The sequence below is a fragment of the Nocardia sp. NPDC049149 genome (genome assembly GCF_043197455.1).
In the GTDB taxonomy this organism is placed as follows: domain Bacteria; phylum Actinomycetota; class Actinomycetes; order Mycobacteriales; family Mycobacteriaceae; genus Nocardia.
This window is the reverse complement of sequence record NZ_JBICTD010000006.1, coordinates 352,105-365,067: the sequence shown is the minus strand read 5'-3', so window position 1 is coordinate 365,067 and position 12,963 is coordinate 352,105. Positions and strand designations below refer to the sequence as shown.

Here is a 12,963-nt window from a genome sequence, read left to right as displayed (position 1 = left end):
CGGCCTCGAATGCACGAGCCCTCCTGCAACGAACACCGCAGTCAGGACGAAGACGGTGCCGACTCACGCCAGCCAGGGCGCGGACCACCGACCCCCAACGACCACCGGGTTGCCAACCGGCCTCGAATGCACGAGCCCTCCTGCAACGAACACCGCAGTCAGGACGAAGACGGTGCCGACTCACGCCAGCCAGGGCGCGGACCACCGACCCCCCAACGGCCACCGGGTTGTCAACCGGCGTCGGGTGCACGAGCCCCTCCTGCAACGAACACCGCAGTCAGGACGAAGACGGTGCCGACTCACGCCAGCCAGGGCGCGGACCACCGACCCCCCAACGGCCACCGGATTGTCAACCGGCGTCGGGTGCACGAGCCCCTCCTGCAACGAACACCGCAGTCAGGACGAAGATGGTGTCGGCGCGCAGGTCAGGGCGCGGGGCGGTGGGCTCGACTACGGGGCGTCGAGTGCTTCGCGGAGGGTGGTGATTACCTCGTCTAGGGGGATCTGGCGTTGGTCGCCGGTTGCCATGTCTTTCAGGCCGATGGTGTTCTCGGTGAGGTCGCGGTCGCCGAGGACCAGGGTGAACTTGGCGCCGGAGCGGTCGGCGGCTTTCATAGCACCCTTGACGCCGCGGCCGCCGTAGGCCAGGTCGACGCTGATGCCTGCCGCGCGCAGCTGGCCGGCGACGACCACCAGGCGCTGCTGGGCCGTTTCGCCGAGCGGCACACCGAAGACCTCGCAGCGCGCCGGGTCACCCGCGGACTTGCCCTCGGCTTCCAGCGCCAGCATGGTGCGGTCGACACCGAGCCCGAATCCGATGCCGGACAACGGTTGTCCGCCGAGCTGCGCCATCAGGCCGTCGTAGCGACCGCCGCCGCCGATGCCGGACTGGGCGCCGAGACCGTCGTGCACGAATTCGAAGGTGGTCTTCGTGTAGTAGTCGAGGCCGCGCACCATCCGCGGGTTCACCACGTACGGGACGCCGAGCGCGTCGAGGTGCCCGAGCACCTGCTCGAAGTGGGTCTTGGCGGATTCGGACAGGTGATCGATCATCAGCGGCGCGTCGGCGGTCATCGCGCGCACCTCGGGCCGCTTGTCGTCGAGCACGCGCAGCGGGTTGAGCTCGGCACGCCGCTTGGTTTCCTCGTCGAGCGGCAGCCCGAACAGGAACTCCTGCAACATTTCTCGATATTGCGGGCGACAGGTGTCGTCACCGAGCGAGGTGACCTCCAGCCGGAAGCCTTCGAGCCCGAGGCTGCGGTAACCGGCGTCGGCGATCGAGATCACCTCGGCGTCGAGCGCGGGATCGTCGATGCCGATGGCCTCGATGCCGACCTGCTGCAACTGTCGATACCGCCCTGCCTGCGGCCGCTCGTACCGGAAGAACGGCCCGTTGTAGACCAATTTCACCGGCAGCTGCCCGCGATCGAGCCCGTGCTCGATCACGGCCCGCATCACGCCCGCGGTCCCCTCGGGGCGCAGCGTCACACTGCGGTCGCCGCGATCGGGGAAGGTGTACATCTCCTTGCTGACCACGTCGGTGGACTCGCCGACGCCGCGCGCGAACAGCCCGGTGTCCTCGAAGACCGGCAGCTCGATATGCCCGTATCCGGCCAGTCGGGCGGCCCGAATCAAGCCGTCGCGCACCGCGACGAATTCGGCCGAGCCGGGCGGAACATAATCCGGCACCCCCTTCGGGGCGGAGAAGCTGCTGGTCTTGGTCACGATGGTCCAGTTTCCACCATCGCGCCCGCTCGAGTCCAACCGGTTACGACCAGCGGCCCGGTCACTGACCCGCGACTGTGAGCCACGCCGCTCTACTCGCCGCGTGCCCGGCCCTCGTCAACGAGCATCCCCGACGGACGATCCGCTGCTCTGGCTACCAACGACACCATCGGAACCCCTGGTACCACAGAGCTTCAATACGGTTCACAGGGCGTGCAAGGCCTGTGAACCGTATGGACGGTCTGTGGTACCGCAGGACGGTCAACGCACCAGAGTGACGGTGGCCTGGTCCACTTCGGCCCGGTCGATATTTCCGTCGGTGGTGTAGATGTCCCAGATGATGAGGAGGGTGGCTGGTCCGGGACGGAAGGGGAAGGCTTCCGGCGTCGGAAGGGTAAAGGCGTAGCGGCGCGCGGTGCCATCACAGGTCAGCATGTCCGGCCACTTCTCCGTGGTGCTGTACGCGCGGTTCTCGGTGACGGGATCGGGTTGTTCCAGCCAACTGCTGCCGAAGAGCTGCCCCTGACCGCCGCGACAGGTGTAATTGCCCGCGATCTGCACGCTGCCGTCGGCGTTGAGGTGCTGGGTCGTGTCGGCAGTGATCACGGCTGGTGGCGGGTCTGCACTGACCGGGCCCGCGAGCACGGCCGCACTTGCGAACCCCATGGCGGTGGCGACGGCTAGTTCGATGATCCGGTTCTTGCGCACGGCTTTTCGGAGATATTCGACCATCACGGAAACTCCCTCTTGTGGAGGATAGGAATTCGAAGGAGAAGAGGTACCGGCAAGCGTAACCACGCGGCGTCCGCATACCGATCCCCCGAAACTATGGTCGTCGCCTAAATCGCTTGTGTTCCTACATGTCCCAAGATCGGCAAGCCGCCCGCAATTATGGTGCCACCGAAATCGGGGGCAGCCGAATCTGAAAGCCGAGCAGTCTCTTTTAGTTTCACCGAACCGCCTCGGAAAAGCGCTGATCACAGGCTACTTCGAGGACGCAAAGGTATCTCGGGAAAGCCGAGTTGCCGCGATATGAGCAACTCGGAAGAATGTTGGTACACAGCATATTCCATGGCTGCTCGCTACGCGGCTGCCAACACTGCGGAGATGCTGCACTGTGCGGCGGGGAGGAGTCGGCATGGAAGCGTTCGAGGCTGATCCGTTGGGGATTCGCCACGCCAGCCAGGTGACAAAGGACATCAGTACCCGTGTGCAGCAAGTCATTACGACCTTGCAAGGCGTGGTCGCCGCCACCGACGGAGGGTGGGGCAACGACGACTACGGCGCCGAGTTCCATAAGGGCTATGGCCCGGCGCGCGACAGCCTGAGCAAGGTAACCACCAGCGTGCAGCAGCATTTGGGGCAGGTGGCCGCCGACGAGATCACCGCCGCCGAGCTGGCGGAAGCGACAGAGCAACGCTCGGCCCAGAACTTCGGCACGCCGACGTGACCGCTCAACTGCGCGCGTAGATGGTCGAATTTCCCGCAGCACTCGAATGGGTGGTCGGCGTCGACTGGCCGAACGGCGACGAACGCAAGATGTTCGCGCTGGCCGACGGCTGGAACCACGCCGGAACCGAGCTGAAAGCCATTACGGAGCAACTCGATGCCGTGCACCGCCTGATGGCGAAGGCATATCCGCAAGGCGTGGGCTCGGAAAGCATCCTGGCGAACTACCAGAACGTCCGGAACTATCTCGACGATCTGTCCGGAAGTTATCGGGAGGTCGGCAAGGCAGCGAAGGCGACGGGCGCCGACATCGAGGCCGCCAAGATCGAGATGGCCATCGCCCTTGTCGCACTGGCCGCGGAACTTATCGCCTCGTTCGCGTCGGGCCCGTTCAAACCGCTGGTCGACGCGGGCCTCATCGCCGCGACTCGAGTGATCCTGGGTGTGCTCCGCCGTCAGCTGCTCGCCCTGCTGACCCGCAACGGCGCAAAAGCGTTGGCCAGCAGGGCTCTTCAAGACCTTGCCAAGCATGCCGGGATGAAGCTCGCCGAGGTAGCGGGCAAAGAAGGGCTCAAGGGCCTCGCGAAGGAAGGTCTGAAAGAAGCGGGCAAAGAGATCGGCCAGGAGCTGCTGCAGACCTACGGAACCAAGGCCTATCAGGTAGCGGCCGGGCATCGCGACGGCAGCGAGCTCACCGACTGGACCAACCCGAAAAACCTGAAGGAACTCGGACTGACGATCGCCGGAGCGGGCGCGGGCGGCTTGGCCGGATCGTTGGCGGGCAAGGGTTTTGCCCACTTACCCGGCGTCGACGTGAACTCGAAGGGACTGCGCGGTGCGCTCACCGGTTTCGGCACCGGCGCGGTAGCAGGCGGGGCAGGAGATGCGGCGGCAGCCGTTGCGCCCGAACTGCTACAGCACGGCGTCAATTTCGATCAATGGAAGATCGATCCGAAATCCATTGTTGGCGGCGCGGTCAGCGGCGGTCTTCCCGGCGGCGTCCGCGGAGCCCGTGGGATGACGCCGAATTTCGGCAATTTCGACCCGCAACAGCACAACGACGGCTCGTCGGCGCCGAGTGACCGGTCGTCCCGTGGGACAGACGTCGCGACGCAGCCGGCCGCCCAGAGCACTGGACCACAAGGTCAGCACGGATCGCCTGCACCAGGCGCCAGCGATGCGGGCAGCTACCAGCCGTCACCACGCGAGCCGGGCGGAACCCCGACTGTGCCAGCAGCTTCGGACCCGTCCGTACCGTCGAATCCGACACCGAACCCATCACTCCCGGCCCAACCACCGGCAGCGCCTGTCGAACCGCTCGCAGGACCATCCGGGCCGCTCGCCGGACCTGCCGAGCACTCGGATCCGAATGTCGCTCCCCGTGACGCACCGACGAAGGCGCCACCCGAACCGGCCTCCATCGGGCAACACGAAGGTTCGACCAGCGGTCCCGCACGGCCCGACGTGTCGGCAGGTCTCGCACCGCAGGAGAGCACCGATCCGGGTTCGCATCCGATCGCGGCCGCTGCCACACAGCCGACTCCTACCGGATTCGCCGAGAACCCAACAACTTCGACGCCGAACATCGAACACCCCGCCACACCCGGCACCGCGGCAGCATCGGGCACACCAGTTTCGCCGCATACGGAAACCACTGTGCCCCTACCGCATTCGACCGAATCAGCGCCTTCGGCCACGCCAGCCAAGGTCGACGCATTACCGAATGCCGACCTTCGCCCAGCTGATGCCGACACCCACTCGGCCGCAACAACGATTGCATCCCAGGGAACGACTCCGACCGCGCCTACACCAGTGTCGCCAGCACACGCATCGACCACCGATGCCATCCCGCGCAACACACCGCTCGCGACGACGACCGGCACCGATCTTCCCCGGACACCTCACGCACCGGCAACTTCCGGCCCTACCCGAGCCACGCCTCCGCCGACCGGCCCAGCTCCACAAGGTGTTTCACCGTGGACAGCGCAGCCCGCCGCCAAGCCAACTCTTGGTGCAGGACTCCCACAGGGCAGCACAGGCACTCCGGACCACACCAGGTCAATGCCGGTCGCTGCCAACAGGATTACGGCCGCCGCGGTTCCCGGCTCCGATTTCCATGGCCACGTGGCCGATCCGTCCATCGCGCATGTCGAGCAGGTGCACGGGCGGATCGATGCGGCGTTGCACAGCGTGACCGCAGGGCACGGCGGTCTGCGGGTCGACGCGATAGATCCAGGGAGCGGACAGTACCGCTTCACCGACACGACTGGTCGCTACAGCGGCGATCAGCGCAGTTTCACGGTTCGGGTCGAAACGCAGCGCCTCGGTGACGAGATCGTGGCGCGCTCAATCTTGAACCATGACAAGGGCCAGAACGTCATTCAGCTCTCCGACCGGATCTCCACCGACCATGTGCGGCGCGCGCTCGCCCACGAGATCGGCGAGATCGTCGCCGATCGCAGGCGCTACCTGATCGACAGACTGGATGCATTCGGCGCCGATGAGGGGATCCTGCGTCCCGATGGGCCGACCGAGGATGCTCGGCTGACGCCGCACGACGCCGGCCGGATCCAAGAGTTGCGCGTACTCGGTGAAGACCTGGCCGAGTTGCCTACGCACAACCGAACCCCTGAACAGCAGGCGATGTACGAACGCCTACATCGCGAGGCGATGGCGCTGGTCGAGCACATGGGTCTGCGAGACGGGATGGCAGGTGCCGCCGACCGCCGAGCATTGGTGCTCGACCAGCTCAGCACGTCCCCACCGAGCAGCGATCAGGTCCGTGCCCTCTTCTATGACTCGGCGGGTCATGCCGACCTGCTTTCGCCCGCGGATCAGCAACTGCTGCAGGATATTCGAGATCAGGCCCGGGTCGATCAGACCAGGTTCGATGCGCATCGCGCTGCATTGCAGCCTGATTTCGAACGTCCTGTCGCGTTCGATGGGGACAGGGTATCCCCCGCGCAGGCGCGAGCATTGGCCGACGCGGCCACCGCGGAGCGGGCCCGGCGCAGCGAGCAGACGCTGGCGGAATTGCGCCAGCAGCTGGCCGCCGCGCCCGGCGAATATCCGACGGTGCGGATCGACGTGGGCGGCGGCGCCTCGCTGGCGGCCCGCGATCCGGGGGCGCTGCTCGTGGACGATCGTGGTCGCTGGCAGTCGGACAACGGTCAGCGGATCGCGCAGACGGCGGATCAGCTGCGCAACCTGAACCAGACCGCGCTCGGCGACCCCTATCAGTTCGTCGGCGAAGGCCGTCCGAGCGACCGTGTGCCGCTCGATGCCGTTCGCTACTGGGAAGATTCGATCGCTGCCCAGGGACCGGTGATCGATGGCACCGCGACATTCCGGGTGGCGGACGGGACCATGCTCGCCGATATCACTCCCGCGGACGGTTCGTCCCCGATCACCGTTGCGGTCGAAGGTATTCCGCTCGTCGCGACCGGTTTCCCGCCCGAGATCATCCCCGGCGTCGTGCGCGGCCTCGGCGGAATGTACGGGACCTACGATTCGGCCACCCGCGCGTTGGGTGCCATCGGCACACCAGGGACAGCCGCGGCGAAAACCGAGATCGAGGCACTGTCCTGGCGCGATCCTGCCTCTGCGACAAAGGCTTTGGACATTCTGGCGGCGCACGGCATCGATCGAGCTGCGCTGCCGGACCCGGTCATGCATTCGCTCGAGGCTATCGATCACTGGGAATCGCTGCGTGAACGCTTCCCCGGCAGGGTGATCTCGGGGGATGAAGCGAACCTGATCCAGGTGGATCCGGACGCCGCTGCCGCATGGGTAGTGGCGGGCACCGGCGGTACAGGTATCAGCGGTGTCGAGAATCTGTTGACGCTCAGTGATCACGCCACATTCACCATGATCGGCCGGAATCCACCCCCTGGTCTCGCCGACAACACCCAATGGCGGGAGGTGCGCGAACAGCACGACCTCGGCTACGACCCGAGCGACCCGACGGCCGCGAGCAAACGGAACCCGGACGGCACCTGGCCGAACCCGAACGCCACAGCTCGGCTGGCGCTGGTGTACGACCCCGGCATGAATATCACTGGGATCGAAGAACATTCCGGTCCCAGCGGCACCAGGTTCGCCATCGACGGCATCGAGGGCGACGGCATTATCGCCGCACTGGGTAGCCGGAATTCGGTGCCGCCCGCCGTTGCCGACCTGATCGACCATGCCATCCACGCCGACCGGGATTCAGTGTCAGCGCGGATGTTGTTCGACAACGACGGCCAGTACCTCGGCTATCGCATCTCCGTCGACGGACACCACATCGATGTCAGCGGAGCGGCGTCGCGGTTCTACCCGGTCGGGCAGCTCTTCGAGGCCGGGCGCGGCTACGCCGATCCGCTACCCGCGTCGAGCCAGGGGACGGTCTGGAGCACCACCGACGCCCGCTATGCGGCGGCGGCGCGGTGGACCTCCGGCTTCGCGCCACAGACCGCCTCACTCCGGGACGCACCACCGGAGGGCGGAAACTTCGACGGCGGGTACGTGGCGAGCGCCGTTCAGGCGACCCACTATGCGGCGTGGCGGCGCAGCGACGGTCCGCACACTACTGACCGGTCGAGCCAGGCACACGTATGGCCATGACACTCGCAGCGGCAACACGTAACGAGGGCCGTGTTTCTGGCAGGCGTACGTTGTCGAAGGGATAAAGCACGATGCGACGAAAGACAGGACGGACATGACCGAAACGGTGTGGGACCGGTGACGGTGCGACGGGCCCGGACCAACGCCGAAGCCCACCTCTTCATGACATTGCGACCGTGCTCAGTCTGCGGCACTACCGATTTCCGTCCCCGCAGTTCCGTAGTGCTGGTCGAGGGCGATCTCGGCAGTCGCTACCAGGGGGTGTGCCCGTCCTGTGGCGCAGAGCGCGAGTTCACCTTCCGCATCCCCGAGCAGATCGAGATTCCGTCCGCCGATGAGGTGCGTTACGGGGGCGCGGAGCCATCGGAACTGATCGATCCCGGAGAGTGGCTGTCGGTGGCCGACTCGGCCGCCAATCGGGCGCCCGCCGATCCAGCAGGGCTGTCGTCACAGGAGCGGGCACAGCAGCAGCACGTCCTGGCGATCGCGATCGCGGCCGTGGACGAAGTGCTGAAGTTCATCCCGGAAGGCGCCGAGACCGTGCCCGAGAGCGCGTTCGGCACCGAGCGTGGCCGGCAGGTGTTCGCGGCCGAGCCGGGGCGATTCTCGAGGCGACGGCTTGTGGCGGTCCGCGCCGCGTACCGCGAGGTCGCCGCGCGGTGTGCTACCGCGTGAAATACGAACCGGCACAGTAGCGCACGTCGGCCGTATGGTGTCGGCCGGACACAGCAGGAGGTGGGACAACTGACCGCGGAATTCGTGGAGGCGAGGCGGATGGCGCCGACCGACAGCACCGGCGTGCCGGTACGGGCGGTCGCGCATGCCGAGGTGGACGGGCGGTCGACCGCGGTCGCTATCGCGGGGGGAAGGCTCCGGGTCTGGGACCTGGAGTCCGGTGAGCAACTTGTTCGATCGGGAGTTCCTGATCCGCAACGGGATTCGAGCTTTGCGACGCTGACGATCGGTCGTCTGGACCGGAACCCGATCGCGGTGACCGCAGACGACGCAGGCACCGTTCAGGCATGGGACCTGCGCAGCGGCAAGCCACTCGGCGAGCCCGTTGCCGAACTGCACGGTAGCGTGCGCGCCCTCGCCGCGGCCGGCGAGCTGCTGTTGGTCGGCCGGGGTGCCGGTGCGACATCGTCGGTATACAACGTCCCTACCGTCGACGGGTCGGTCGAGGTATGGGACATCGCGGCGCGGCAAAGCCTGCGTTCGCTGCGCCATGGCGGCTACACCGAGTCGATCGTCGTCGGTGACTACGACGGGCACGCGGTGGCAGTGACGGGATCGACCTACGCCGCGCAGCCGCTGCTCGACCCGGACGACACCGAATCCGAACTCGCAGCATGGGACGTCAGGGCCGGTGCCGGGCTCGGCCCCGCCAGTCGTCTTCCCCACGGCGTGGCCGCCGCACCGATGGCGGCGGGCGTCTTGGCAAGTGACCCGGTCGCTGTCGTAGCAGGCGGACGGAGTTTGCGCCTCTGGAATCTTGCTGAGGGACGCGAAGTTTCGACGATCACGTGCCCTGGCCTGACAACGGCGATGGTCTGGGGGCAGACCGCTGGCGGACCGGTTGTCCTGGCCGGGGGTGGCGACATCCGCCCGGACGGGCGGAACTGGATTCGACTGTGGGATCCCCGCGACTGGCGGCTGATCGCCGAGACCAGCACCGGGTTCGGGCGAATTTCGAGTTGTGCCATCGCCTCCGACGGCGGCGTGATCGTTCCGTGGGGCGACCAGATCCAACTTCTGCGAGTGAAGGTCGACAGATGACCAATGAACGTCGCAAGGACGACTTGGCTGAGGCGCTGGAAGGGTTGCAGCGGCATGTGCAGTTGGTGACCGAACTACAGGAGCGGCGGGCTCAGCTTGTCGGAATCGGTACTGTGCGTGATGAATATGTCACTGTCACCGTCAATGCAGATAATGCGGTGATTCAGACGAAGTTTTCCGACGATATCGGCGAGTTGAGTTTCGACGAGATCGCCGAGGCCGTCACGGAGGCGGCGCAGGCTGCGATCGCCGATGTGACACGGAAGGTTCAGCGGTTGGTCGAGCCGGTGACGGCCAATCAGCGAACCATGCCCTCGTTGGAAGAAATGGTCGAGAGTCTCACCGGTGTGCACACCGAGATACCGGATCCGCCGCCCGCAATTATGGTGCCACCGAAATCAGGGGCAGCCGAATCCGACAGCGTGGCAACGATATCCGGTGGAGGTTACGAAGAACAACCCCGCCCTCGGCGGGTGACGGGAACGACGTGGTGAACCGAAAGCCGAGCAGTCTCTTTTAGAATCGCGACACTGCGACCGGTAATCCCTGATCACAGACCCTTTCGTGGACGCCGAGACGGTGTGAAAAATCCGAGTTGCCTCGATCCGAATAACTCGGAACAATGGTGCTACGCAACGCATTCCGGCACTGCTACCGGGCGAGCGCGGGCAACAACTCCCAGGAAGTCGCCCGACCACCCACCTGCGGTGTTCGCGTAATCGTCCACAAATGGATCTGTGGACTCGGGGAGGAATCGCGCAGTCGACGTCGTCGACAACTCTGCCTGCGGCAGAGGGTGCCGTCCTTGGGTGCCACGGACATACAACGAGTGGTGAGAGTGAGACATGGCGGGGGCAGCTGATAACACCAATCCAGCGCAAGGCCTGGCAGGACTGGGAAAGCGGGATCACATCAAGATCGATCCGGATGTGGCGCGAACCGGTGTCGTTCTGTGCCAGAATGCTGTCGCTACAGCGCTTGCGATCAGCACCAAAGCCACCGAAGTGTCCAAACTGACGCCCTTCAGCAACCTGGGCACGGGCGCGGAACTGGCCAGCAAATTCTCCGGCAAAGCGGCCGACTTGAAGGCCATCATGGATCTCCACGTCAAGATCCTCAACGACCTCGCGGATGCCTTCAAGGCAGCGGCAAGGTCCTTCGAAGGAACAGACGCCGCATCCCATCGCGAGTTCTACAAGCTCACGATGCCGACCAAGCCTGGCGATCTCGGCCCCGCCCCGGCACCTCCCGATCTGAAAACACCGTTGCCGAACGGCTGGTTCACGCCATTACTTGGTGAGATAAGCCGGAAGTATCCCGAATACACGGGGGGGCCCAGTTCGGCCACGCCTCTCGCGGTGCCGGTGCGCACTGGTTATAAAAAGGATCCAAATTTCGCGAATTTCAAAGGAGAGACGGAAAACTGGATTGCTGGCAGCGAGAATCCCGCTGGAATATCAATCGAAGAGTACAGGAACCTGCCAGTTTCGATCCGACCGGACTACATCATCTATGTCGCGGAGACCTGGACTCTGATGGCGAAGGCGTTGGGAGAGGGATTCAAGACGTTTCGCGACGGCCTGAATGGCTTCGAGGGCCGCTGGGGCGGGGACGCCAAAACCCGAGCAATAGACGCAACAAGAAAGTACGCCGGGATGACCGAGTCGGTGGCACACGATGTCGGGTGGATCGGCGCGAACTTGCGGGACGCCGCAGATTGGCTGGGAAGAACTCGGTCCGAAGCAATGACCGTGATTTCGCGCGGAACCCCTGACCCCAAGGTGGATCCCCGTACGAGCTTCTACTACATCATCTCGGAAACCTACAACCCAGGACTCGCGGCATCGACCACCAGTGTCCCGAAACTCCAGCCGCCGGACAGCCCGGTAACAGGAATTCCAGGCACTCCTGGTCAGACAGGCACACCCGGCACCGGTGGCCGCGGCAAAAGCGGCCGCCCCTCCGGCCTCAAGACCGGCTCGCAGCTGCGCGATGCCGCGCGCAAGGCCGCACAGCAAGCTGCGCAGAACCTGCTGGGGCAGCAGCCTGCCCAGCTCCCGCCACCGGACGAGATCAGAACTGGCCCTGCGCGACCCGGCGACCCAGGACTACCGACCGGCGGGCCACTGATCGAGCCGGTTCCGCCACGCCCGAAAGACGAGCCGCTGAACAAGCCGATGACGCCAGGTATGCCGCAGGGTCTGGATCAGCTGCTCCAAAATGCCCAGAGAGCAACACCATTGGGAGAGAAGCCGACTGTTCCAGCAAGCGTTCACTCGGCGGCCGCCGATCCCGCCGGTCCGAAGCTCGGCGGACCTGGGCCCGGTCCGGGCGGTGCACCTGGTCCCGGCCTGCCGAACAGCCCACTCGCGGACGCACAATCGCGATTGTTCCCGCGTGCTGGGCTGCCCACCACACCATTCGGCGCCGAGGTGGCCAACGCCGCGCGCACCGGATTGTCCGCGATGCCGGGCACTCCAGGCAGTCCAGGTGCCGCGGGTTCCCCTGGCGCAGGCCATGGCCAAGACAAAGAGCACAAACGGCTGCGCCAGTTGACGTCCAAGGACAACCTCGACGAGGCGATGGGCGCGCCACAACTGGTGTCGGAGCCTGTGGTGGGTGAATGAGCCGAACCTGGAACCTCAGCGACGTCGAGTTCGTCTCGCTCTGGGAAGGGGTAACAGACGAGCCAGTGCCTGCGCCACTGACTTTTTCGAGCAGGACGCGGAACTATGACGACTACCTGCGCGAGATGTTCGCGACACGCGAACGCCTCCGTGCGACTCTCGATCTGGATATGGACGAGGTGCTGCAGACGATCTCGCGGCCTGACATCCGCATCGACGCGTGGGCCAATGATCCTCGGGATCCAGAGAATCCGAAGCGCTGCGTCCGGATTCTCGGCGCGCGCCGCCTGAAGCACGGCTACGTCACCACCCAGCTGCCTGGCGAAACACTGTGGCATAGTGGCGGATTCATCATCACCGAGTGCGCCGAGGTCGACCTCGCCGCCACGGTCGTGCGGCATCTGCCCGAGGCCCCCTCCGGCCGGCGCACGGGCCTACTGCTCCCCGCGCCGGACGACGACAGCATGGACCATCGTTTCGGCCGTTCCGATGTCCTCAGGTCGGTCGCGGACTCACCGGAAAGTGCCGCCGCCGCATTCCTCGACGAGCCGACCGCACTGATCGGAACGATCGACATCATCCAAGGCCAATCACTCTTCGGCCCGCGTGGCATCACGGGTCACACCATCACGTGGCGCGATGTCATCGATGACGGGCGCTATGCGATCACGCCGGGTAATCGCCCGACTGCCAATGGTGTGGACGCCAAGCGGCTCGTGACAATGGTCAATACCGCTGTCGCCGAGGTGGTTCGGGCGATCAAGGACGAACGCGCCTAGCC

The 12,963-nt window shown here is 65.5% G+C and carries 9 protein-coding genes; 7 read left to right on the top strand and 2 right to left on the bottom strand.

Going from position 1 to position 12,963, the window contains the following annotated elements; all coding sequences use genetic code 11:
* Positions 1-450: 450 nt before the first annotated feature.
* Together hisS and ACGFNJ_RS25885 are read right to left on the bottom strand one after the other, a co-directional pair.
* Entirely contained in the window at positions 451-1,725 is a 1,275-nt protein-coding gene (gene hisS / locus ACGFNJ_RS25890; RefSeq protein ID WP_393453161.1) for a histidine--tRNA ligase, read from the bottom strand.
* Between the two features lie 261 nt (positions 1,726-1,986).
* Positions 1,987-2,457 (bottom strand): DUF6299 family protein, encoded by a 471-nt coding sequence (locus ACGFNJ_RS25885; RefSeq protein ID WP_393453158.1) that lies wholly within the window; start codon positions 2,455-2,457, stop codon positions 1,987-1,989.
* Positions 2,458-2,863: 406 nt separating this feature from the next.
* Here ACGFNJ_RS25885 and ACGFNJ_RS25880 point away from each other — a divergent pair, with 406 nt between their 5' ends.
* From ACGFNJ_RS25880 to ACGFNJ_RS25850, 7 genes are all read left to right on the top strand, one after another.
* Positions 2,864-3,175, top strand: coding sequence for a hypothetical protein (locus tag ACGFNJ_RS25880; RefSeq protein WP_393453155.1), 312 nt, complete (start codon positions 2,864-2,866; stop codon positions 3,173-3,175).
* 20 nt (positions 3,176-3,195) lie between these two features.
* Entirely contained in the window at positions 3,196-7,779 is a 4,584-nt protein-coding gene (locus tag ACGFNJ_RS25875) for a hypothetical protein (protein ID WP_393453153.1), read from the top strand.
* Positions 7,780-8,001: 222 nt separating this feature from the next.
* Entirely contained in the window at positions 8,002-8,454 is a 453-nt protein-coding gene (locus ACGFNJ_RS25870) for a hypothetical protein (protein ID WP_393453150.1), read from the top strand.
* Positions 8,455-8,514: 60 nt separating this feature from the next.
* Positions 8,515-9,555, top strand: coding sequence for a WD40 repeat domain-containing protein (locus tag ACGFNJ_RS25865; RefSeq protein WP_393453147.1), 1,041 nt, complete (start codon positions 8,515-8,517; stop codon positions 9,553-9,555).
* On the top strand, positions 9,552-10,049 hold the full coding sequence (locus tag ACGFNJ_RS25860; protein WP_393453144.1) for a YbaB/EbfC family nucleoid-associated protein: 498 nt from the start codon (positions 9,552-9,554) through the stop codon (positions 10,047-10,049). The genes ACGFNJ_RS25865 and ACGFNJ_RS25860 overlap by 4 nt, the downstream gene beginning before the upstream one ends.
* Positions 10,050-10,400: 351 nt before the next feature.
* Positions 10,401-12,182 carry a hypothetical protein gene (locus tag ACGFNJ_RS25855; protein WP_393453141.1) on the top strand — a complete coding sequence of 594 codons (1,782 nt, stop codon included), beginning with the start codon at positions 10,401-10,403 and terminating at the stop codon, positions 12,180-12,182.
* Positions 12,179-12,961 (top strand): ESX secretion-associated protein EspG, encoded by a 783-nt coding sequence (locus ACGFNJ_RS25850; protein WP_393453138.1) that lies wholly within the window; start codon positions 12,179-12,181, stop codon positions 12,959-12,961. Before ACGFNJ_RS25855 ends, ACGFNJ_RS25850 begins: the two co-directional genes overlap by 4 nt.
* The last annotated feature ends 2 nt before the right edge of the window (positions 12,962-12,963 follow it).

Bases quoted from the DNA above. Each gene is read 5' to 3' on its own strand.
- ACGFNJ_RS25885 (WP_393453158.1), bottom strand. From the start codon at position 2,457: ATGGTCGAATATCTCCGAAAAGCCGTGCGCAAGAACCGGATCATCGAA.
- ACGFNJ_RS25880 (WP_393453155.1), top strand. From the start codon at position 2,864: ATGGAAGCGTTCGAGGCTGATCCGTTGGGGATTCGCCACGCCAGCCAG.
- ACGFNJ_RS25875 (WP_393453153.1), top strand. From the start codon at position 3,196: ATGGTCGAATTTCCCGCAGCACTCGAATGGGTGGTCGGCGTCGACTGG.
- ACGFNJ_RS25860 (WP_393453144.1), top strand. From the start codon at position 9,552: ATGACCAATGAACGTCGCAAGGACGACTTGGCTGAGGCGCTGGAAGGG.
- ACGFNJ_RS25855 (WP_393453141.1), top strand. From the start codon at position 10,401: ATGGCGGGGGCAGCTGATAACACCAATCCAGCGCAAGGCCTGGCAGGA.
- ACGFNJ_RS25850 (WP_393453138.1), top strand. From the start codon at position 12,179: ATGAGCCGAACCTGGAACCTCAGCGACGTCGAGTTCGTCTCGCTCTGG.